Annotated in this window: 19 protein-coding genes and 1 other RNA gene; 12 read left to right on the top strand and 8 right to left on the bottom strand. The window is 54.4% G+C overall.

Annotation, left to right across the window (positions count from 1 at the left end):
* Positions 1 to 82: 82 nt before the first annotated feature.
* The 5 genes from fbaA (at position 83) to srsR (ending at position 4,907) form a co-directional block, all read left to right on the top strand.
* Positions 83 to 1,162 carry a class II fructose-bisphosphate aldolase gene (fbaA, locus tag QVF11_RS18905; protein WP_112216558.1) on the top strand — a complete coding sequence of 360 codons (1,080 nt, stop codon included), beginning with the start codon at positions 83 to 85 and terminating at the stop codon, positions 1,160 to 1,162.
* A 187-nt stretch (positions 1,163 to 1,349) separates the two neighbouring features.
* Positions 1,350 to 2,207, top strand: a complete 858-nt coding sequence (mscS, locus tag QVF11_RS18900) for a small-conductance mechanosensitive channel MscS (RefSeq protein WP_112216557.1) — start codon at positions 1,350 to 1,352, stop codon at positions 2,205 to 2,207.
* A 189-nt stretch (positions 2,208 to 2,396) separates the two neighbouring features.
* Positions 2,397 to 3,032: an arginine exporter ArgO gene (argO, locus tag QVF11_RS18895; RefSeq protein ID WP_287858689.1), complete on the top strand. Its 636-nt coding sequence runs from the start codon at positions 2,397 to 2,399 to the stop codon at positions 3,030 to 3,032.
* A 90-nt stretch (positions 3,033 to 3,122) separates the two neighbouring features.
* Positions 3,123 to 3,890, top strand: coding sequence for an oxidative stress defense protein (locus tag QVF11_RS18890; protein WP_142512829.1), 768 nt, complete (start codon positions 3,123 to 3,125; stop codon positions 3,888 to 3,890).
* A 120-nt stretch (positions 3,891 to 4,010) separates the two neighbouring features.
* On the top strand, positions 4,011 to 4,907 hold the full coding sequence (gene srsR / locus QVF11_RS18885) for a LysR family transcriptional regulator SrsR (RefSeq protein ID WP_287858686.1): 897 nt from the start codon (positions 4,011 to 4,013) through the stop codon (positions 4,905 to 4,907).
* Here the strand turns inward: srsR and QVF11_RS18880 are convergent.
* The 5 genes from QVF11_RS18880 to argP all read right to left on the bottom strand — a co-directional run bounded on the left by QVF11_RS18880 (position 4,904) and on the right by argP (position 11,403).
* Entirely contained in the window at positions 4,904 to 6,370 is a 1,467-nt protein-coding gene (locus QVF11_RS18880) for an acetyl-CoA hydrolase/transferase family protein (RefSeq protein ID WP_142512827.1), read from the bottom strand. The genes srsR and QVF11_RS18880 overlap by 4 nt on opposite strands.
* 10 nt (positions 6,371 to 6,380) lie before the next feature.
* Complete coding sequence (gene scpB, locus QVF11_RS18875) at positions 6,381 to 7,166, bottom strand: methylmalonyl-CoA decarboxylase (RefSeq protein WP_287858685.1); 786 nt, start codon at positions 7,164 to 7,166, stop codon at positions 6,381 to 6,383.
* Between the two features lie 13 nt (positions 7,167 to 7,179).
* Positions 7,180 to 8,172, bottom strand: coding sequence for a methylmalonyl Co-A mutase-associated GTPase MeaB (gene meaB / locus QVF11_RS18870; protein ID WP_287858683.1), 993 nt, complete (start codon positions 8,170 to 8,172; stop codon positions 7,180 to 7,182).
* Complete coding sequence (gene scpA, locus QVF11_RS18865) at positions 8,165 to 10,309, bottom strand: methylmalonyl-CoA mutase (protein WP_287858681.1); 2,145 nt, start codon at positions 10,307 to 10,309, stop codon at positions 8,165 to 8,167. Before scpA ends, meaB begins: the two co-directional genes overlap by 8 nt.
* A gap of 200 nt (positions 10,310 to 10,509) precedes the next feature.
* Positions 10,510 to 11,403, bottom strand: coding sequence for a DNA-binding transcriptional regulator ArgP (gene argP, locus QVF11_RS18860; RefSeq protein ID WP_110276731.1), 894 nt, complete (start codon positions 11,401 to 11,403; stop codon positions 10,510 to 10,512).
* Between the two features lie 168 nt (positions 11,404 to 11,571).
* Here argP and rpiA point away from each other — a divergent pair, with 168 nt between their 5' ends.
* Both rpiA and serA read left to right on the top strand, forming a co-directional pair.
* Positions 11,572 to 12,231, top strand: a complete 660-nt coding sequence (gene rpiA, locus QVF11_RS18855; protein ID WP_110276730.1) for a ribose-5-phosphate isomerase RpiA — start codon at positions 11,572 to 11,574, stop codon at positions 12,229 to 12,231.
* A 269-nt stretch (positions 12,232 to 12,500) separates the two neighbouring features.
* The gene (gene serA, locus QVF11_RS18850) at positions 12,501 to 13,733 is read left to right on the top strand and encodes a phosphoglycerate dehydrogenase (protein ID WP_112216549.1); all 1,233 of its coding nucleotides are present in this window, start codon (positions 12,501 to 12,503) and stop codon (positions 13,731 to 13,733) included.
* A 379-nt stretch (positions 13,734 to 14,112) separates the two neighbouring features.
* On the opposite strand, the gene QVF11_RS18845 is transcribed toward serA, so the two are convergent.
* The 3 genes from QVF11_RS18845 to zapA all read right to left on the bottom strand — a co-directional run bounded on the left by QVF11_RS18845 (position 14,113) and on the right by zapA (position 15,375).
* The gene (locus QVF11_RS18845; RefSeq protein ID WP_112216548.1) at positions 14,113 to 14,709 is read right to left on the bottom strand and encodes a 5-formyltetrahydrofolate cyclo-ligase; all 597 of its coding nucleotides are present in this window, start codon (positions 14,707 to 14,709) and stop codon (positions 14,113 to 14,115) included.
* A gap of 111 nt (positions 14,710 to 14,820) precedes the next feature.
* Positions 14,821 to 15,004, bottom strand: a non-coding RNA gene (gene ssrS, locus QVF11_RS18840) — 6S RNA.
* Between the two features lie 41 nt (positions 15,005 to 15,045).
* Positions 15,046 to 15,375: a cell division protein ZapA gene (gene zapA, locus QVF11_RS18835; protein WP_110276727.1), complete on the bottom strand. Its 330-nt coding sequence runs from the start codon at positions 15,373 to 15,375 to the stop codon at positions 15,046 to 15,048.
* A 163-nt stretch (positions 15,376 to 15,538) separates the two neighbouring features.
* Between zapA and QVF11_RS18830 the strand changes: the two genes are divergently transcribed.
* From QVF11_RS18830 to gcvT, 5 genes are all read left to right on the top strand, one after another.
* The gene (locus QVF11_RS18830) at positions 15,539 to 16,117 is read left to right on the top strand and encodes a YecA/YgfB family protein (protein WP_130624346.1); all 579 of its coding nucleotides are present in this window, start codon (positions 15,539 to 15,541) and stop codon (positions 16,115 to 16,117) included.
* A gap of 51 nt (positions 16,118 to 16,168) precedes the next feature.
* Positions 16,169 to 17,485, top strand: a complete 1,317-nt coding sequence (gene pepP / locus QVF11_RS18825) for a Xaa-Pro aminopeptidase (RefSeq protein WP_287858678.1) — start codon at positions 16,169 to 16,171, stop codon at positions 17,483 to 17,485.
* On the top strand, positions 17,482 to 18,654 hold the full coding sequence (gene ubiH / locus QVF11_RS18820; RefSeq protein WP_287858677.1) for a 2-octaprenyl-6-methoxyphenyl hydroxylase: 1,173 nt from the start codon (positions 17,482 to 17,484) through the stop codon (positions 18,652 to 18,654). Before pepP ends, ubiH begins: the two co-directional genes overlap by 4 nt.
* Positions 18,655 to 18,664: 10 nt before the next feature.
* Positions 18,665 to 19,867, top strand: coding sequence for an FAD-dependent 2-octaprenylphenol hydroxylase (gene ubiI, locus QVF11_RS18815; protein ID WP_112216544.1), 1,203 nt, complete (start codon positions 18,665 to 18,667; stop codon positions 19,865 to 19,867).
* A 420-nt stretch (positions 19,868 to 20,287) separates the two neighbouring features.
* Entirely contained in the window at positions 20,288 to 21,382 is a 1,095-nt protein-coding gene (gene gcvT / locus QVF11_RS18810) for a glycine cleavage system aminomethyltransferase GcvT (protein WP_142512821.1), read from the top strand.
* Positions 21,383 to 21,395 lie beyond the last annotated feature (13 nt).

Genomic DNA, 21,395 nt, shown 5'->3' with positions numbered 1-21,395 from the left:
GTGACCCGCCTGTTTTTCAGCGCGCTTAAACGCTCGCGAACCTTCTTCAACGGTCGAAGATACAGATACAGGACTACGTAACATGTCTAAAATTTTTGATTTCGTAAAACCGGGCGTCATCACTGGCGACGACGTTCAGAAAGTGTTCCAGGTAGCTAAAGAAAACAACTTTGCTCTGCCAGCAGTAAACTGTGTGGGTACTGATTCCATCAACGCCGTTCTGGAAGCAGCTGCAAAAGTTCGTTCTCCGGTTATCGTTCAGTTCTCTAACGGCGGCGCAGCGTTCATCGCGGGCAAAGGCGTGAAAACTGACGTTCCTCAGGGCGCAGCAATCCTGGGTGCTATCTCTGGTGCGCATCACGTACATCAGATGGCAGAGCACTACGGTGTTCCAGTTATCCTGCACACTGACCACTGCGCTAAGAAACTGCTGCCGTGGATCGACGGTCTGTTGGACGCGGGTGAAAAACACTTCGCAGCTACTGGCAAACCGCTGTTCTCTTCTCACATGATTGACCTGTCTGAAGAAACTCTGCACGAAAACATTGAGATCTGTTCTAAATACCTGGCTCGTATGGCTAAAATGGACATGACTCTGGAAATCGAACTGGGTTGCACCGGTGGCGAAGAAGATGGTGTGGATAACAGCCACATGGACGCTTCTGCACTGTACACCCAGCCGGAAGACGTTGATTACGCTTACACCGAGTTGAGCAAAATTAGCCCGCGTTTCACCATCGCGGCTTCCTTCGGTAACGTACACGGCGTTTATAAGCCGGGTAACGTAGTACTGACCCCGACTATCCTGCGCGATTCTCAGGACTATGTTTCTAAGAAACATAACCTGCCGCACAACAGCTTGAACTTCGTCTTCCACGGCGGTTCCGGTTCTTCTGCTCAGGAAATCAAAGACTCCGTAAGCTACGGCGTAGTGAAAATGAACATTGATACCGATACCCAATGGGCGACCTGGGAAGGTATTCTGGGCTACTACAAAACGAACGAAGCTTACCTGCAGGGCCAGCTGGGCAACCCGAAAGGCGAAGACCAGCCGAACAAAAAATACTACGATCCGCGCGCATGGCTGCGTGCTGCTCAGGTGACCATGGTGGCACGTCTGGAGCAGGCATTTAAAGAACTGAACGCGATCGACGTTCTGTAAGAAAACGCTGTTTCTTACTCTGAAGCCCGCAGAAATGCGGGCTTTTTTATTATCTGAACAACATGAAATGTTGCTAAATAAATGTGATCAGTTTGGCAAAACGTACACTTTTTGTTTACCCTTAACCTACCTGTTATTTCAGGTTTGGTTTTTTATTTCCCGTCCGGGTATCCATAAGGAATGTTAAATGGAAGATTTGAACGTTGTCGATAGCATAAATAACGCCAGTTCGTGGCTGGTGCGCAATCAGGAATTACTGCTGAGCTATGCCGTCAACATCGTAGCGGCTATCGCGATTATCATTGTTGGTATGATCGTGGCGCGGATTGTGTCCAATACGGTGAATCGCCTGATGCGGGCGCGACATATTGACGCCACCGTTGCCGATTTTCTTTCTGCGCTGGTACGTTACGCCGTTATTGCCTTTACGCTGATTGCCGCTTTGGGCCGCGTCGGGGTGCAAACAGCCTCAGTCATCGCGGTTCTCGGCGCTGCCGGTTTAGCAGTCGGCCTGGCGCTACAGGGTTCGCTCTCTAACCTTGCTGCTGGTGTTCTGCTGGTCGTATTCCGCCCATTCCGTGCGGGTGAATACGTTGACCTTGGCGGTATCGCGGGTACCGTGCTGAACGTGCAGATTTTCTCCACAACCCTTCGTAGCGCGGATGGCAAGATTGTGGTGGTGCCGAATGGTAAAATTATTGCCGGAAACATTATCAACTTCTCCCGTGAGCCGGTCCGTCGCAACGAGTTTGTGATTGGCGTGGCCTACGACGCTGATATAGACAAGGTGAAACAGCTACTGACCAATATCATTGAGTCGGACGAGCGTATCCTGAAAGATCGTGAAATGACCGTTCGCCTGAATGAACTGGGCGCTTCATCAGTGAACTATGTAGTACGCGTCTGGAGTAAAAGCAGCGATCTGCAAAGCGTTTACTGGGATGTTCTGGAACGTATTAAGCGCGATTTTGACGCTAACGGTATCAGCTTCCCGTATCCGCAGATGGATGTGAATTTGAAGCAGATAAAAGACCCGGCGGAGTAATTTTCACGCCAGGTTTAGCGATAAAGGCTCGCCGTCCCAGATGGTGAGCCTTTTTAGTTTGCAGAGTCAAATTATGGGAAACACTCAGTTATTAGTCTGGCTAATTAATGATTAATAATATCAATTTCCGCTAATAATGATATCGCGCTATAGTCAGCCGCATTAACGACCTTAGCGGAAATATTCAACATGTTATCTTATTACTTTCAGGGGCTTGTCCTGGGAGCGGCAATGATTTTGCCTCTCGGACCCCAAAATGCGTTTGTGATGAATCAGGGCATTCGCCGCCAGTACCATCTGATGATTGCGCTGCTATGCGCTATCAGCGATCTGCTGCTGATCTGCGCCGGTATATTTGGTGGCAGCGCGCTGTTGATGCAGTCTCCGTGGCTGTTAGCGTTGGTAACCTGGGGCGGCGTGGCCTTTTTATTGTGGTACGGTTTCGGCGCGTTGAGAACGGCTTTTAGCAGCAATCTGGAGCTGGCCAGTGCGGAAGTCATGAAGCAGGGACGCTGGAAAATCATCGTCACGATGCTGGCGGTGACCTGGCTCAACCCGCACGTTTATCTTGATACTTTCGTGGTGCTCGGCAGCCTGGGCGGACAGTTAGCAATGGAGCCAAAGCGCTGGTTCGCGTTAGGTACCATCAGCGCTTCATTTTTATGGTTTTTTGGTCTGGCTCTGCTGGCCGCCTGGCTGGCCCCGCGTTTGCGCACGGCAAAGGCACAGCGCATTATCAATGTGCTGGTCGGCTTGGTGATGTGGGTGATTGCGCTACAGCTGGCGAAAGACGGCCTGGTGCATGTGCAGATGCTGCTTAACTAAGTCTTGTCCGATGGACTTTCCGCGTGTACGCGCTAAGCTTGCAGGCATGCGTCTGTGTATGGACGACCAATGTAAGATGGAGATACGACAGTGAAGTTAAAAGTCATGGCCCTGGCGGCGGCACTCGGATTTAGCGTAATGGCAGTTCAGGCAAATGAATTGCCAAACGGCCCACATATTGTCACTTCAGGCACCGCCAGCGTCGCTGCGGTTCCTGATATCGCAACTCTGGCGATTGAAGTCAACGTTTCCGCGAAAGACGCGGCATCGGCAAAGAAACAGGCCGATGAGCGCGTGGCTCAGTATCTTTCCTTCCTGGAAAAGAGCGGCATTGGAAAAAAAGATATTAACTCGGCCAACCTGCGCACCCAGCCTGATTATGATTATCAGAATGGCAAAAGCATTCTCAAGGGCTACCGCGCAGTGCGTACCGTTGAGGTCACGCTGCGTCAGTTAGATAAGCTGAACGGCCTGTTGGATGGGGCGTTAAAAGCCGGTCTGAATGAAATTCGCTCCGTGTCGTTGGGCGTTGCGCAGCCGGATGCTTACAAAGACAAAGCGCGTAAAGCGGCGATTGATGATGCCATTCATCAGGCGCAAGAGCTGGCGACAGGCTTCCATGGTAAACTGGGGCCGGTTTATAGCGTGCGTTATCATGTCTCCAACTATCAGCCAAGCCCGATGGTGCGGATGATGAAAGCCGATGCCGCACCGGTTTCTGCTCAGGAAACCTACGAGCAGGCGACCATTCAGTTTGATGACCAGGTTGATGTGGTGTTTGAACTGCAACCGACCCAGTCTACGCCAGCACCCGCTGCGCCAGCGAAACCCGCTGAAGAGCCAAAAGCGGCACAGTAATTCCGTTACCCGGCATTCGTGCCGGGTTTTTTCTGTGACCATCTGTAAAAATGAGAGCACGGCAAAAGTCTTTTCTCCTGATGAAGTGAGGATATATCCCTGTCCTTTTACGAGGTAAACATGGATATCTTTATTTCGAAAAAAATGCGTAATTTTATCCTGCTGGCGCAGACCAATAACATCGCCAGAGCGGCGGAAAAAATACACATGACCGCCTCCCCGTTTGGCAAAAGCATCGCTGCGCTTGAGGATCAAATTGGCTATACGCTGTTTACCCGCAAAGATAACAGTATCAGTCTGAACAAAGCGGGGCAGGAGCTTTATCAGAAGCTGTTTCCGATTTATCAGCGCTTATCGGCAATTGATAACGAAATCCATCACTCGACGCACCGTTCGCGCAATATTGTCATCGGTATCGACAACACGTATCCCACCATTATTTTTGATCAGCTGATAAGCCTCGGCGACAAATACGACGGCGTCACCGCGCAGGCGGTGGAGTTCAGCGAAAATGGGGTGATTGATAATCTGTTTGACCATCAGCTCGATTTTATTATCTCGCCACAGCACGTTTCCGCTCGCGTTCAGGAGCTAGAAAATCTGACCATCACCGAGCTTGCACCTTTGCGGCTGGGGTTTCTTGTTTCCCGTCGTTACGAAGATAAGCCACCGCAAGAGCTTTTGCGTGAGCTACCCTGGTTGCAAATGCGCTTCCAGAACCGAGCGAATTTTGAGGCGATGCTGGATGCTTATATGCGCCCATGCGGAATTAATCCCACGGTCATCTATCGGCCTTACAGCTTTATGGTCAAGATCAGCGCCGTGGAGCGCGGACAGTTTCTGACGGTGATCCCGCATTTTGCCTGGCGTCTGGTGAACCCGGCGAAGCTGAAGTACTTCGACGCGCCCGGTAGCCCAATGTATATGCAGGAGTATCTCTACTCGCTGAAAAACCATCGCTATACCGCCGCAATGCTTCAGCACATTACTGAAGATCGCGACGGCACGGCGAATTAGCCGAGCATCGAGCCGTATTCGATTAAGTTACGGTGCAGATCGAATGCGTGGCGGAGGTCGTGATGGATATGCCCGCCGGGCGCATTTTCCAGATAGCGATGCAGGTAGTTTCGATAGAGCGGATGCGCGCAATTTTCGATAATCGTGTGCGCCCGCTGTAGCGGCGATAGCCCACGCAGATCGGCGATCCCTTGCTCGGTGATGATGACTTTCACACTGTGCTCGCTGTGATCAACATGGCTGCACATCGGCACAATCGTCGAGATTTTCCCGTCTCTGGCAATTGACGGTGCCATGAAAATGGAGAGATACGCGTTGCGCTCGAAATCGCCGCTGCCGCCGATGCCGTTCATCAGATTCACCCCGGCCACGTGGGTGGAGTTGGCGTGACCGTAGATATCAAACTCCAGCCCGACGTTCAGGGCGATAACCCCCAAACGGCGAATGATCTCCGGATTATTGGAGATCTCCTGCGGGCGCAGTATGATGCGGCTGGAGAAGAAGTCCATATTGTCGTAAATCTTATGCAGCGAATCGGCGGAGACCGTCAGGCTGGAGGCGCTGGCCCCGGTGATTTTTCCGCTTTCCAGCAGATGTACCACCGACTCCTGCAAAACCTCTGAATACATCGTAAACGGCGGAATATCCGGGTTTTCGCCAAGCCGCGCCATCACCGCGTTGTTGATATTGCCAACTCCGCTTTGCAGCGGTAGAAACTCAGACGGGATCCGTCCCTGCGCCATCTCATTGAGCAAAAATGTCACTACATTGTCGGCGATTTGCTGGCAGAAAGGGTTGATCTTCTCCAGTGCGTTACCGGCATCGGGCAGATCGGTCTCCACTACCGCGACAATCTTTTTCGGATCGACCTGTACGTACTGGCTGCCTACGCGATCCATGGTGTGAAAAATAGAGACGCTATTGCGACGCGGCGGCGCGCCGGGGATCACGATATCAGCCAACTCAGCAACCCGCGGGCTGTGGTAGTGATTAAGCTCAATGATCACTTTTTTTGCCCGCAGCAGCCAGGTTGGTGCATTGCCGATCCCGCTGGAGAGCCAGACTCGCCCATCCGGCGCAATGGCTGAAGCCTCGATCACCGCAACGTCAATATCGCCAAAGAAGCCGTAGTTGACCATCTGCGCCACTTCGCTCAGGTGCAGGTCGACAAATTTCACTCTCCCCTGATTGATTTTTTGCCGCAGGCCTGAGGCGGTCTGATACGGTGCGCGCCACGAGACGGCGTCGGCTTCTGATAGGGCATCATCCGCCACTGCACTAATTGACGCCCCGGTTAGCAAACGAATCTGAAAAGGCTGTTGCGCCTGATGCAGTTCGCTGGCGCGGCGGGCAATGGCAGCAGGCAGGGCCTTGGGCGAACCGGCGGGCGTGAACCCGCTGAACGCAACCATCTGGTCGTGCTGGATAATCTCCGCCGCTTCATCGGCGCTCATCCGTTTCATTTTGCTCTCCTTAATGGCCGACAAAATTAGGTTTACGTTTTTCTATAAACGCGCTCATACCTTCCTGATAATCCTCACTGTCGTAAACGGCGCGACGCATCCCCTGAATTCGTTCGAATTCGTCGGAATTCATGGTGTGCGCTTCGCCAAGCACGCGCAGCTCCTCCTTTATTACCGCAATCGCCAGTGGCGCTTTTTCCGAGATGTGGTGCGCCATCTGGAGGGTGAAATCTTCCAGCTCTTCAACCTCCACGACGTGGTTGAGAATGCCGACCGCCAGCGCGCGCTGGGCGGTAATCGGCAGGGCGGTGAAAATTAGTTCTTTAACGATATGGAAACCTGCGTCGCGGGTAAGGTTGTGGATGCCGACCAGGTTGTACGGTACGCCGAGGTTGACCGGGGTCATTGAGAAGGTTGAGGTGCTGGCAGAAATAATCAGATCGGAACTCATGATCATCTCAAACGCACCGCCCCAGACGCTGCCTTCAACCATTGAGATCACCGGCTTCGGATACTTTTGGATCATGCGGGTGATTTGGCGTAGCGGATCGTCATAAGAGAGCGGATCGCGGCGTCCACTGGGTAATTCGTGGATGTCATGACCAGCGGAGAAGACTTTCGCTCCGCTCGGGGCTCGTAAAATCACGCAGCGAATTTCCGGCTTGTTGAGATCGCTTAGCGCCTGCATCAGATCGTCGATAAACACCTTGCTCAGGGCATTGAGCTTGCGGGTGTAGTTGAACTCAATGACCGCAACTTTCTGGATGATTTCAACATTAACATATTGATAAGACATAAATATCCTTGCATTAAAAGTAATGATTCTGGAGAAATTCGCTGATCTGCCGCAGTCCGGTACGCGGCGAGAGGCTGTTATTTTTGACGGCTTGTAGCGTCTGCTGGAAGTAGTGCTCGAAGTCGGTACGGGCAAAGAGCTGGTGCAGCGCTTCCGTTTCGGTCTGCTTTTGCAGCCACTCCACCGCCTGCTGCTGACGCAGTTTTTCCAGACTTCCGCTGGCGGTCAGTGCCGTTCTGAAGTCAAGGATGGCGAGCCAGATTTCTTCTAAACCGCGTTTTTCCAGCGCGCTACAGCTCAGAACGCGCGGCTGCCACTCAGCGTATTTTCGACGCAATATATGTAGCGCGGATTCGTACATATGGCGGGCGATGGCGACGCTGGCGCGGTTATCACCGTCATCTTTGTTAATGACCACCAGATCCGCCATCTCCATGATGCCTTTTTTGATACCCTGGAGGTCGTCGCCGCCACCGGCGATTTGCAGTGAGATAAAGCAGTCCACCAGGCGGGAGATCTCTGTTTCTGACTGCCCAACGCCGACGGTTTCGACGATCACCACGTCGTAACCCGCTGCTTCGCACAGCAGCATTAATTCCCGAGCGCGCTGGCTTGTGCCGCCAAGGTGCCCGCCGGAGGGAACCGGCCGAATAAACGCGCTGTCTGAGCGCGATAGCTCGACCATCCGGGTTTTATCGCCGAGAATGCTGCCGCCGCTAACCGGACTGCTGGGGTCAACGGCAATTACCGCCACCTTTAACCCCTCACGGATTAGCAACATGCCAAAGGTTTCCAGAAAGGTGCTTTTTCCGGCTCCCGGCGTACCGGTGATGCCCAAACGCAGGGCGTTACCGGTGAACGGCATAATGGCGTCCAGCAGTTGCGTACTCAGCGCCTGATGCCGAGAATGTTGGCTTTCTACCAGCGTCATGGCCTGGGCGAGCGTGGCGCGCTCCCCCAGCAGCAGTCGACGGATGGCATCAGCAAGGGTGGATTCGTTAATCATGATGCTGGCTAATCCGCGTCAACACGTCGCGCACGCTCTCCAGCATCGGCGTGCCGGGGCCGTAAATGGCCGCTACGCCATGCTCATGCAGGAAGGCGTAATCCTGCGGCGGGATCACGCCGCCGGCGATGACGCAGATATCATCACGACCCCATTTTTTCAGTGCGGCAACCAGTTCAGGAATCAACGTTTTGTGGCCCGCCGCCAGTGACGACGCGCCAACCACGTGCACGTCGTTTTCTACCGCCAGACGGGCGATCTCATCGGGCGTGGAGAACATCGGGCTGAGATCGACATCGAAGCCGAGATCGGAATAGGCGCTGGCGATCACTTTGGCCCCGCGATCGTGGCCGTCCTGGCCCATCTTGGCGATTAGAATACGCGGACGGCGGCCGTTCTCTGCCAGGAACTGGTCAGTTTGCGCAACAGTAGCGTCAAACTCGCCGGCGGATTTATCCGACTGGTGGTAGCTTTGCGCAATGACTCCGGTGACGCACTGGCTGGGCACCAGATAACGGTCAAACGCGGCTTCCAGCGCGTCGGAAATCTCACCGAGCGTGGCGCGAACGCGGGCGGCGTTAACGGCGGCGGCGAGCAGGTTTTCATTATGCTGTGCGGCGTGGGTGAGGGCGCTCAGCGCGGATTTTACTGCCGTATCGTCACGGGTGGCGCGAATGCGTTCCAGCGAGGCGATTTGCTCGTTGCGCACTTTAACGTTGTCGATCTCCAGTACCGCCGTTTCGTCCTCTTTCTCCAGTTTGTACTTGTTGACGCCGACGATAACGCGCTTGCCCTGGTCGATCAGCGACTGCTCGCGGGCGGACGCTTCTTCGATCATCCGCTTCGGCAGGCCCGCTTCGATGGCCTTTGCCATGCCGCCCGCTTCGTCGATCTGGCGGATAATCGCCCGCGCCTGCTTGACGATGTTATCGGTCAGCGACTCCACGTAGTAAGAACCGGCCAGCGGATCGACGGTGCGGCAGATCTCCGACTCCTCCTGAATGATGATCTGCGTATTGCGTGCGATGCGGGCGGAAAAGTCGGTGGGCAAACCGAGCGCCTCGTCGAAGGCGTTGGTGTGCAGCGACTGGGTGCCACCAAGCGTAGCGCCGAGTGCTTCGATGGTGGTGCGGATCACGTTATTGTACGGATCCTGCTCGGTTAGGCTCCAGCCAGAGGTCTGGCAGTGGGTGCGCAGCGCCAGCGACTTTGGATTGGTCGCGCCAAAACCGCTGACCGCCTCGCTCCACAGATAGCGTGCGGCGCGCAGCATGGCGACGTTCATAAACAGATCCATGCCGATGCCGAAGAAGAACGACAGGCGCGGGGCGAAATCGTCGATTTTCAGCCCGGCGGAGAGTGCGGCCCTGATGTACTCGATGCCGTCGGCGAGGGTGAACGCCACCTGTTGTACGCAGTTAGCGCCCGCTTCGCCCATGTGATAGCCGCTGATGCTGATGGTGTTAAAGCGCGGCATGTTGTCTGAACACCAGGCGATGATGTCGGCGATAATGCGCATCGACGGCTTCGGCGGGTAAATATAGGTGTTGCGGCACAGGTACTCTTTCAGAATATCGTTCTGGATCGTCCCGGTAAGCAGTTCCGGCGCCACGCCCTGCTCCTGCGCCGCCACGACGTAAAACGCCAGCACCGGCAGCACTGCACCGTTCATGGTCATCGATACGGACATCTTATCCAGCGGGATCTGGTCGAACAGCACCTTCATGTCTTCGACGGTATCGATGGCGACGCCCGCTTTACCAACGTCGCCCGCCACACGCGGGTTATCGGAGTCGTAACCGCGATGGGTGGCGAGATCGAAAGCGACGGAAAGCCCTTTTTGCCCGGCGGCGAGGTTGCGGCGGTAAAAGGCGTTGGACTCTTTGGCGGTGGAGAAACCGGCGTACTGGCGGATGGTCCATGGCTGGGCGGTATACATGGTGGCCCGCGGGCCGCGAACGTAAGGTGCCAGGCCGGGAAGCGTGCCAGTGACCTCCAGATTATCGAGGTCGGCTTCGGTATACAGTGGTTTGATGGCAATCCCTTCTGCCGTCTGTTTTACCAAAGACTCAACGGTTTTTTCCCGCCGACTCAGTTCCTTATTGGCGAGTGTCCGCCACTCCTGCAAGTCTGACATTTTGTGCTCCGTATTCCACAATTAAAATAAGGTATTGCGAATACGGTGAGCTTTTTAACGATCCTTGTCGCCAGCAAAAAATAGCCATCAATGCGTCGTTTTTTGCCGCATGGAATATTTTATTTTGTGATGTATTTCAAAGACGTGGTGTAGGGATGGTGGGTCAAGCAGGCCGGATGGATCCGACCTGCTGGCGAGGCTTAATCTTGCCTTAACACTTTGTGGCCGTAAGCGATCAGCGCATCGGTGACCCGGCGCATCATGCGGCTTTCTGGCGCGAAACGGTGCCAGTAGAGCATCCGGCGCTGGAACAGGCCAGGGGTGAGGTTAATAAGCTCGCCGCTGTTCAGCTCTTTCTCAATCTGCAAGTGCGGGATCATACAGCAGGTCGTCCCCTGACGGGCCAGTTGCACAAAGGCCTCAGAGGAGTTAACGATATGGCAGGGTACGCTACCAGGTGGTAAGTCGAAGTTCTGTTGCAAAAAGGCCTGATGCATATCATCAAGATGATCGAATGCGACTACCGGGGCTTTGAGCAGCGCCGAGCGGGTCACGCCGTTAGGGAAATAGCGTTGTGCAAATTCTTTGGAGGCGACGAACAGGTAGTCCAGAGCCCCGAGTTGATCGACCAGACAGCTTGGCAGCGCCTGCGGCTGGATACTGACCGCACCAACCACTTCGCCACGGCGCAGGCGTTCCTGAGTCCGGGTTTCATCTTCGACCTGCAGATTCAGACGAATAGGCGAGTCGGAAAGTACGCTGGAAAGCGCGGGCAGCAGCCAGGTCGCCAGGCTGTCGGCGTTGACCGCCAATGACAGCAGCAGCGGCGTAGCACCGGTCTGCTCATCGCCCAACCACTCTTCTTCCAGCAGCTCAACCTGGCGCAGCAGGGCCAATAGCTTTTGCCCTTGTTCGGTCGGACGCGGCGGGACGGTACGCACCAGCAGAGGCTGCCCAAACATATTTTCCAGCTGTTTGATACGCTGGGAGACGGCGGACTGTGTAATACAAAGCTTCTGAGCGGCGCGCTCAAACCCTCGTTCCCTGATTACCGCGTCCAGCGCTTGTAGTGTTCTGTAGTCCGGTCGTTTCATTGATCTGGCGTACCCCTAGTACTTTTCGTTAACTTGCACTATGACATAAATTTGTTTTTGATGAAGACGAAAAATGATCTACTCAGTTGTGTGATCCCCGTCGCAGGGACAATGGCACCTTTGATGTTCTATAATGCGCCACAGGAATTCACATCTCGGACCATAATCATGACGCAAGATGAACTGAAAAAAGCGGTAGGCTGGGCGGCATTGCAGTATGTACAACCTGGCACCATTGTTGGAGTCGGCACTGGCTCCACGGCGGCGCATTTTATTGATGCGCTGGGCACCATGAAAGGGCAGATTGAAGGCGCGGTTTCCAGCTCTGATGCTTCGACTGAAAAACTGAAAGGCCTCGGCATTCATGTGTTTGATCTCAACGAAGTGGATAGTCTTGGCGTTTACGTTGACGGTGCTGATGAAATCAACGGCCATATGCAGATGATCAAAGGTGGTGGCGCAGCGCTGACGCGTGAGAAGATTATCGCCTCGGTTGCGGATAAGTTTATTTGTATCGCTGATGCGTCTAAACAGGTCGATATTTTGGGCAAATTCCCGCTGCCGGTTGAAGTGATTCCGATGGCGCGTAGTGCCGTCGCGCGTGAACTGGTTAAGCTTGGTGGTCGTCCTGAATATCGTCAGGGCGTGGTGACTGATAACGGCAACGTGATCCTCGATGTATTTGGCCTGGAGATTCTGGATGCTATCGCGCTGGAAAATGCGATTAACGGCATTCCAGGCGTCGTTACCGTTGGTTTGTTCGCCAATCGTGGCGCTGACGTGGCGTTGATCGGAACCGCCGATGGTGTAAAAACTATCACTAAATAGTCTGATCAGGGGGAGTGAATGGCTCCCTCGTAAATATTTTTTTGTCAGGACGATTTTGGTGACTTCTGTCACATTTATGCGGCTGGTGTCATTAACAATCTACCTTTCTTTTACTTTCTGGTGTTTTGTCCTGTCATTTCCCTCTGTGTGATATTTCTTCAGGTCGTCGACGCAAACGTTCATATTGCCGCAATAGTTTTTTTTGATATGTTGCTGAGAAGAACTTTCGTTCCGCACGACATCAGATAAGACAAAAACAGGACGGGGAAATGGCTAAGGTATCACTGGAAAAAGACAAGATTAAATTTCTACTGGTTGAAGGTGTGCATCAAAAAGCGGTGGATAACCTCCGCGCAGCAGGCTACACCAACATCGAATTTCACAAAGGCGCGCTGGACAGCGAAGAGCTGAAAGCGTCGATCCGTGATGCCCATTTTATCGGCCTGCGTTCCCGTACTCACCTGACTGAAGAGATCTTCGCGGCGGCGGAAAAGCTGGTTGCGGTCGGTTGTTTCTGTATCGGTACCAATCAGGTTGATTTGAATGCGGCGGCAAAACGCGGTATTCCGGTGTTTAACGCGCCGTTCTCAAATACCCGCTCTGTTGCTGAACTGGTGATCGGCGAACTGCTGCTGATGCTGCGTGGCGTACCGGCGGCAAACGCCAAAGCGCACCGCGGTGTCTGGAACAAGTTGGCTGTCGGCAGCTTTGAAGCGCGCGGCAAAAAACTGGGTATTATCGGCTATGGCCATATCGGTACCCAGTTGGGTATTCTGGCAGAATCGCTGGGAATGCACGTTTATTTCTATGATATTGAAAGCAAACTGCCATTAGGTAATGCCACTCAGGTTCAGCATCTCTCTGATCTGTTGAATATGAGCGATGTGGTGAGCCTGCACGTGCCGGAAAACGCCTCCACCAAGAACATGATTGGCGCAGAAGAACTGGCGCTGATGAAACCAGGTGCGCTGCTGATTAACGCCTCTCGCGGTACTGTAGTTGATATCCCGGCGCTGTGTGATGTGCTGGCGAGCAAACACCTGGCGGGCGCAGCGATTGACGTATTCCCGACGGAACCGGCGACCAACACCGACCCGTTCAATTCGCCGCTGTGCGAATTCGACAACGTGATCCTGACTCCGCACATTGGCGGATCAACCCAGGAAGCACAGGAAAATATCGGTCTGGAAGTCGCTGGCAAGCTGGCGAAGTACTCCGATAACGGTTCAACGCTTTCTGCGGTTAACTTCCCGGAAGTGTCGCTGCCGCTGCACGGCGGTCGCCGTCTGCTGCACATCCATGAAAACCGTCCGGGCGTACTGACTGCTCTCAACCAGATTTTTGCCGCTCAGAGCATTAACATTGCGGCTCAGTATCTGCAAACCACCCCGCAGATGGGCTATGTGGTTATTGATATTGAAGCGGAAGAAGATGTCGCGCAGCAGGCGCTGCAGGCAATGAAAGCTATTCCTGGTACGATTCGCGCACGTCTGTTGTTCTAATCATTTTTGTCAGTGGGCAGGTTGTTGACCTGCCCTTTTTCCTTTCCGAGCCCCTCATTTCTGAAATTTCCCGCGCTCATACAAACTCTTTGCGAGGCTTGCCGCAAACGGTGATTAAAGCCGATAGATGTCGTTGTGCCTGAAAGAAAGGGAATTACGATAAGGGCGCAGCATGAGGCTGAAACGGGAAAGCCCCTACCGAAGCAGGGGCTCTAAAAGGAAAGGGACGATGATGAGACTATTCATCATGTTGCTTATCCTGTTAATCATCGCCTACCCAGCATATTAACAGAGAGGAAGCAGGAGGGAGGTTCGCCTCCCTCACCCTTTACCTGAGAATTTAGGTTAAAAAAAAAGCAATGTCAATGGGGCCGACGCTCTACCACACCCAGGTTTTTGCTGGCGTAACCACTGCGGGCAGCGGGATATCCCACGGCTCCGCTGGTAACGCTTCGACCTGCTGGCAGTCGTGGGCGTAGCCGACCGGCTGTAGATGATACTGCCGCCAGTTTTGCAGCGTCCGATCATAAAATCCACCGCCCATACCCAGTCGCTGCCCGACGGCATCAAATGCCACCAGCGGCGTAATCAGAACATCCAGTTGGCTAAGGGGGAGGACGTCGCGCACATCAAGCTTTGGCTCGCGGATTTTCAAGCGATTCACTACCAGGTTGCTGCTCGGATGGTAGTGCAGAAACAGAAGATTACCCGGGCTGAAAGGGTGGAGCACCGGAAGATAAACTCGCTTACCCGCCCGCCACAGCTGATCAATCAGCGGTTGTGTATCCAGTTCTCCATCAAATGAGAGAAACACTGCCACGGTATGCGCCAGTAAAACCGGTGGATAGGCCATCATTCGGTCCGCGGCCTGAAGCGCAAACTGCGTTTGCTGCTCTGGCGTTAATGCACGTCGGCGCAGGCGAGTCTGCTGGCGAATTTGTTGTCGGCTTAGTGGGATATCTGAAATTTGAGTCATACCGGGCTGCCTGAAAAGCGTTACGAGAGCAAAGGAGACGAACGAAGCAAGTGTAATACACCAGGTGGCAAAAGCCGAAAATGAAACAGGGGGAATGGAACGATAAAGAAGGGAATCTCCGAGATGCCGCCGCAGGCTGTAACCCTTGAACCCTTGGTTCAAGGTGAATGTGTCGTCACAGTCTTAAGGCTTCTCGGACGAACCGAGCATGCTCACCAACCGTGGAGCGCCACATTCTTGTGGTATGAAATATCGGCTCAGGGGACTGGCCCGCTTGCAAACATCTCAGAGAAATTTTGTTCTTGCGATTACTCTAACACAGTTAAATGCAAAGTGTTATTCAAACTTCTGCCCGGGTCTTTCGCTTATGCGACCTTGCTCAAGCAACGCTTGTTCTATGGTCTGCTGAAGCATCCGAATACGCTGTTCCATGCTGGCGGCGTAGTCACGGGTTTTCGCTTTTTCCTGAGCCAATTCGTAGCTGATGTTCAACGCGGCGATGAAAACCAACTGCTCAGTATTTGTGACTCTAGTGCGTTCTTTTAAATCTTGCAACCGCTGATTCAGGTCGTCAGCTGCCTGGTTTAAGGCATCCCTTTGTTCAGGCGGGCAATTCACTCGTAGTGAACGGCCAAAAATTTGGAGATCTACGGGTTGTGCAGACATGCCACCTTCCTGCTGATTGACTGCGCTGCCTTCACGCCCTGCCCGGGTCTGCGAAGGGGCGACACTATAGCTACCCTGGAATGAAGATACAAGCCCCATTCTGGTTCACCAGGGTCCAAAGTGGTAGCATATCATGAATTCCTCCCAACGATGACGAATGCGCATGTCTATACAGAACGAAATGCCTGGTTACAACGACGTAGACCAGTTACTGAACCAACAAGGGGTGGGATTAACCCCTGCCGAAATGCACGGTTTGATCAGCGGGATCCTGTGCGGCGGCAATAAAGACAGCAGCTGGCAGCCGTTGGTACATGACCTGACCAACGAAGGTCTTGCTTTTGGTCATGAGCTGGCACAGGCGCTGCGTAGCATGCATTCCGCCACCAGCGATGCGCTGGAAGATGACGGCTTTCTGTTCCAGCTCTATTTGCCGGATGGCGACGCGGTGAGCGTTTTCGATCGCGCTGATGCGCTGGCGGGTTGGGTGAACCATTTTCTGCTCGGGTTGGGCGTGACGCAGCCTAAGTTAGATAAGGTCAAAGATGAAACCGGCGAAGCCATCGACGATCTGCGCAACATTGCCCAGTTAGGCTACGACGAGGATGAAGACCAGGAAGAGCTGGAAATGTCCCTCGAAGAGATTATCGAGTACGTACGCGTTGCCGCGCTTTTGTGCCACGATACCTTCTCTTCGCAAAAGCCTACTGCGCCGGAAGTTCAAAAGCCGACATTACACTAAGAGCCTGCTGGGATAGGCTCTAATTATTGATTAAATCGTTCAGGGGGCGTCATGACTCAGCAGGAATTTCTCTCTCGTCGCCAGGCTCTGCTGGCACAGATGCAGCCAGGCAGCGCAGCGCTAATTTTCGCCGCACCGGAAGCGGTACGCAGTGCAGATTCGGAATATCCCTACCGGCAAAGCAGCGACTTTTGGTACTTCACCGGCTTTAACGAGCCAGAAGCGCTCCTTATCTTGATTAAAAGCGACGAAACGCATAATCACAGCGTACTGTTTAACCGCGTCCGCGATCTGACGGCGGAAATTTGGTTTGGTCGTCGTCTTGGTCAGGACGCTGCGCCGGAAAAACTCGGCGTCGATCGCGCCCTGGCGTTTAGTGAAATCAATCAGCAGTTATTCCAGATACTTAACGGCCTCGATGCTATTTATTTTGCACAGGGTGAATACGCTTACGCAGACGAAATCGTGTTCAACGCGCTGGAAAAACTGCGCAAAGGCGTGCGCCAGAATCTGCAAGCGCCGAACTCGGTGATTGACTGGCGGCCGATGGTGCATGAAATGCGCCTGTTTAAGTCGGCGGAAGAACTTGAGGTGATGCGTCGCGCTGGTGAAATTTCCGCGCTGGCCCATACCCGCGCTATGGAAAAATGTCGCCCGGGCATGTTTGAGTATCACCTTGAAGGCGAAATCCTTCACGAATTCAACCGCCACGGCGCGCGCTTCCCTTCCTACAACACCATCGTTGGTGGCGGCGAAAATGGCTGCATCCTGCACTACACTGAAAACGAATGTGAACTGCGCGACGGCGATCTGGTACTGATCGACGCAGGTTGTGAATATCGCGGCTACGCGGGCGACATCACCCGAACTTTCCCGGTTAACGGCAAGTTCAGCCCGGCGCAGCGCGAGATTTACGATATCGTCCTCGAATCGCTGGAAACCTCGCTGAAGCTCTATCGTCCCGGCACCTCAATTCACGAGGTTAGCCAGCAGGTCGTGCGGATTATGATTACCGGCCTGGTGCGTCTGGGGATCCTCAAAGGGGATATCGACGAGTTGATTGCCAACAACGCCCATCGTCCTTTCTTTATGCATGGTCTGAGCCACTGGCTTGGTCTCGACGTGCATGATGTCGGCAACTATGACGTAGACCGTTCGCGCATCCTCGAACCGGGGATGGTGCTGACCATCGAACCGGGACTCTATATTGCGATGGATGCCGATGTTCCGGCTCAGTATCGCGGTATCGGCATTCGCATCGAAGATGACATTGTTATCACCGAAGACGGCAATGAAAATCTCACCGCAGGCGTCGTGAAAAAAGCCGATGATATTGAGGCGCTGATGGCGGCGGCGCGCGAGCTATGAGCGTGCTGATCGTTGGCGGCGGAATGACCGGCGCGACGCTGGCGTTAGCCATTTCTCGCTTCACCAGCGGCACGTTGCCGGTGCATCTGGTGGAAGCGACAGCGCCGGAATCCGCGCAGCACCCTGGCTTTGATGCCCGTGCTATCGCCCTGGCCGCCGGCACCTGCCAACAGCTGGCTCGGGTGGGTATCTGGCAAGAGATTGCCGACTGCGCTACGCCTATTCAGCGTGTCCACGTCAGCGATCGCGGTCATGCGGGCTTTGTGACGCTCGATGCTCAGGAGTATGGCCTGGCGGCATTAGGCCAGGTGGTTGAGCTGCATGATGTGGGCCAGCGCTTGTTTGCGCAACTGCGCAAAGCGCCGGGCATTACGTTGCACTGCCCGGCAAAAGTGGAAGACGTCAGCCGCAGCGAGGAGGGCGTAAGCCTCACCCTGGACAGCGGCGAGGTTCTCCACGGTAAACTGCTGGTGGCGGCAGACGGCTCTCGCTCCACTCTGGGGGCTCGTTGTGGCATCAGCTGGCAGCAGCAACCCTATGAACAGTTGGCAATTATTGCCAACGTTAGTACTGCCCTGCCTCACAACGGCCGCGCCTTCGAACGCTTTACCCAATACGGCCCGCTGGCGATGCTGCCGATGTCGCAGGGGCGCTGCTCGCTGGTGTGGTGTCATCCGCAGTCGCGGCAAGAAGAGGTGCTGAGCTGGTCTGACGAACGTTTTTGCCATGAGCTTCAGCAAGCGTTTGGCTGGCGACTCGGCCAAATTACCCATGCCGGAAAGCGCAGCGTTTATCCGCTATCGCTGACTTCGGCCACCCGCACGGTTGCGCATCGTCTGGCGCTGGTCGGCAATGCGGCACAAACGTTACATCCTATTGCCGGACAGGGTTTTAATCTCGGTCTGCGCGATGTGATGAGCCTGGCGGAAATGCTGGCGCAGGCCGCTGGTCAGGATCCGGGTGATTATTCACTTCTGAGCCGCTATCAGGCGCGGCGTGCCGATGACAAAGCTGCCACCATTGGTGTGACTGACGGGCTGGTGCATCTGTTCGCCAATCGCTGGGTGCCGCTGGTCGCGGGGCGCAACCTGGGCCTGATGGCGATGGAATTATTTACCCCGGCGCGAGATGCGCTGGCGCAGCGTACCCTCGGTTGGGTCCCCCGTTAAGGAGTTAAACGTGCAAAGTGTTGATGTCGCCATTGTTGGCGGTGGGATGGTCGGCCTGGCGGTTGCCTGCGGTTTGCAGGGGAGCGGGCTGCGCGTGGCGGTGCTGGAACAGGCAACTCCTCAGCCGCTGGGTATGGATGCGCCACCGGCGTTGCGGGTATCGGCGATTAACGCCGCCAGCGAGAAGCTGCTGAGCAAACTGGATGTCTGGCAGGATATTATCGCCCAGCGCGCTAGCCGCTACCACGGTATGGAAGTGTGGGACAAAGACAGTTTTGGCCATATCAGCTTTGATGACCAGAGCATGGGGTTCAGCCACCTCGGTCATATTATCGAAAACGCCGTGGTGCACCATGCCCTGTGGCAGAAAGCTCAGCGCTGTTCCGATGTCACTCTGTTGGCCCCGGCCCAACTGCAGCAGGTCGCATGGGGCGAGAATGAGGCTTTTCTGAGCCTGCAGGACGGCAGTATGTTAACCGCCCGGCTGGTGGTTGGCGCTGACGGTGCCAATTCATGGTTGCGCAACAAAGCCGATATTCCTTTGACTTACTGGGATTATCATCATCATGCGTTGGTTGCCACTATTCGTACCGCAGAGCCGCATGAAGCGATTGCGCGTCAGGCGTTCCACGGCGAAGGGATTCTGGCGTTCTTGCCGCTCAGCGATCCGCATCTCTGCTCTATTGTCTGGTCGCTGTCTCCTGAAGACGCGAAGCGGATGCAGCAGGCGGACGAAGCCGCTTTCAACCAGGCGTTGAATATTGCTTTCGATAACCGCCTTGGCTTGTGCTCGGTGGAAAGCGAACGTCAGGTTTTCCCGCTGACGGGCCGCTATGCGCGTCAGTTCGCCGCCCATCGTCTGGCGCTGGTTGGCGATGCTGCTCACACCATTCATCCGTTGGCGGGGCAGGGCGTCAATCTTGGCTTTATGGATGCCGCCGAGCTGATTGATGAGCTCAAACGCCTGCATGCGCAGGGAAAAGATATTGGTCAGCATTTGTATCTGCGTCGCTATGAGCGCAGCCGCAAGCATAGCGCCGCATTGATGCTGGCAGGAATGCAGGGTTTTCGCGAGATGTTCTCCGGCAGCAATCCGGCGAAGAAGCTGCTGCGCGATATCGGCCTTAAGCTGGCGGACACGCTGCCCGGTGTGAAGCCGCAGCTTATCCGTCAGGCAATGGGACTAAACGACCTTCCTGCCTGGTTACGTTAAGCCCATCACACTTCTCTTTCCCGGCCATCGCGCCGGGTCTCCCGGCTCATTTGAAATAATCTAATCTCACCTCTTTTTTCGCATTAGTTTTATTAATGTTACCTTTTTTTTGTTATAGAAATTAGGTACGTAATTTCGCATAAAATATCATTACCCTCTGCCTTTAAGGTTTATTACATTGTTTTTATGTGGCATTTGTCGCTTTTATTTAGTTAATAACTCTGTAGGTTCATCGGCGGATTTTGGTCATAAGCTAATGTGATGTCCTGATTCAGCTTATGGTTTACTCCCGGTATCGGTGGTAAGTTCTGGCCGAAGAGAACGTTTGCGTCGGCGTCCGTCAGCGATGTCGACGGCGGATTTCGCGGCGCAAAATCGCCAAAAATAGTGGCTGGTTCCGTTTTATTCGATGAGGAAAAGATGGCTCAACAGACTCCGTTGTTTGAACAACACACGCTGTGCGGCGCGCGCATGGTGGATTTCCATGGCTGGATGATGCCGCTGCATTACGGATCCCAGATTGATGAGCATCACGCGGTGCGTGGCGATGCCGGAATGTTCGATGTGTCGCACATGACCATCGTTGATTTCCACGGCAGTCGCATCCGTGAATTCCTGCGTTATTTGCTGGCTAACGACGTGAATAAGCTCACCACGCCGGGCAAAGCGCTCTACAGTGGGATGCTAACCGCTTCTGGCGGCGTCATCGATGACCTGATTGTCTATTTCCTTTCTGAAGATTATTTCCGCCTCGTTGTTAACTCCGCCACCCGTGAAAAAGACCTTGCCTGGATAACTCAGCAATCTGAATCTTATGGCCTTGAAATGACCGTGCGTGACGATCTTTCACTGATTGCCGTACAGGGTCCGAAGGCGAAAGAGAAAGCAGCGACGCTGTTTACCGATGAGCAGCGCCAGGCGGTTGCAGGCATGAAGCCGTTCTTTGGCGTGCAGACGGGCGACCTGTTTATCGCCACCACCGGCTATACCGGCGAGGCGGGTTATGAAATTGCGCTGCCGAACGAACAGGCGGTGGATTTCTGGCGCGGTCTTCTGGATGCAGGCGTTAAGCCATGCGGCCTGGGCGCACGCGACACGCTGCGTCTGGAAGCAGGGATGAACCTGTACGGCCAGGAGATGGACGAAGGCGTTTCTCCGCTGGCGGCGAACATGGGCTGGACCATTGCCTGGGAGCCTGCCGAGCGTAATTTTATCGGCCGCGAAGCGCTGGAGTTACAGCGTGAAAAAGGCACTGAGCAGCTTGTTGGCCTGGTGATGACAGACAAAGGCGTCCTGCGCGGCGGCTTGCCGGTGCGCTTTAGCGATGCCGATGGTAATCAGAAAGAAGGCATTATCACCAGCGGCACCTTCTCCCCAACGTTGGGCTACAGTATTGCGCTGGCACGCGTACCGGAAGGCATCGGCGAAACCGCCGTGGTGCAGATTCGCAACCGTGAAATGCCGGTAAAAGTGACTAAACCTGTTTTTGTACGCAACGGCAAAGCCGTGGTGTGATTTCCCCTTTTGG

The organism is Klebsiella sp. (assembly GCF_027492335.1).
GTDB classification, from domain to species: domain Bacteria; phylum Pseudomonadota; class Gammaproteobacteria; order Enterobacterales; family Enterobacteriaceae; genus Klebsiella; species Klebsiella huaxiensis.
The sequence above is the reverse complement of the archived record's forward strand: the minus strand, read 5'-3'. Positions and strand labels throughout refer to the sequence as shown.

Bases quoted from the DNA above. Each gene is read 5' to 3' on its own strand.
- zapA (WP_110276727.1), bottom strand. From the start codon at position 15,375: ATGTCTGCACAACCCGTAGATCTCCAAATTTTTGGCCGTTCACTACGA.
- meaB (WP_287858683.1), bottom strand. From the start codon at position 8,172: ATGATTAACGAATCCACCCTTGCTGATGCCATCCGTCGACTGCTGCTG.
- serA (WP_112216549.1), top strand. From the start codon at position 12,501: ATGGCTAAGGTATCACTGGAAAAAGACAAGATTAAATTTCTACTGGTT.
- argO (WP_287858689.1), top strand. From the start codon at position 2,397: ATGTTATCTTATTACTTTCAGGGGCTTGTCCTGGGAGCGGCAATGATT.
- argP (WP_110276731.1), bottom strand. From the start codon at position 11,403: ATGAAACGACCGGACTACAGAACACTACAAGCGCTGGACGCGGTAATC.
- QVF11_RS18880 (WP_142512827.1), bottom strand. From the start codon at position 6,370: ATGAAACGGATGAGCGCCGATGAAGCGGCGGAGATTATCCAGCACGAC.
- srsR (WP_287858686.1), top strand. From the start codon at position 4,011: ATGGATATCTTTATTTCGAAAAAAATGCGTAATTTTATCCTGCTGGCG.
- scpA (WP_287858681.1), bottom strand. From the start codon at position 10,309: ATGTCAGACTTGCAGGAGTGGCGGACACTCGCCAATAAGGAACTGAGT.
- ubiH (WP_287858677.1), top strand. From the start codon at position 17,482: ATGAGCGTGCTGATCGTTGGCGGCGGAATGACCGGCGCGACGCTGGCG.
- rpiA (WP_110276730.1), top strand. From the start codon at position 11,572: ATGACGCAAGATGAACTGAAAAAAGCGGTAGGCTGGGCGGCATTGCAG.
- fbaA (WP_112216558.1), top strand. From the start codon at position 83: ATGTCTAAAATTTTTGATTTCGTAAAACCGGGCGTCATCACTGGCGAC.
- pepP (WP_287858678.1), top strand. From the start codon at position 16,169: ATGACTCAGCAGGAATTTCTCTCTCGTCGCCAGGCTCTGCTGGCACAG.
- scpB (WP_287858685.1), bottom strand. From the start codon at position 7,166: ATGTCTTATCAATATGTTAATGTTGAAATCATCCAGAAAGTTGCGGTC.
- QVF11_RS18845 (WP_112216548.1), bottom strand. From the start codon at position 14,709: ATGACTCAAATTTCAGATATCCCACTAAGCCGACAACAAATTCGCCAG.
- gcvT (WP_142512821.1), top strand. From the start codon at position 20,288: ATGGCTCAACAGACTCCGTTGTTTGAACAACACACGCTGTGCGGCGCG.
- QVF11_RS18830 (WP_130624346.1), top strand. From the start codon at position 15,539: ATGTCTATACAGAACGAAATGCCTGGTTACAACGACGTAGACCAGTTA.
- mscS (WP_112216557.1), top strand. From the start codon at position 1,350: ATGGAAGATTTGAACGTTGTCGATAGCATAAATAACGCCAGTTCGTGG.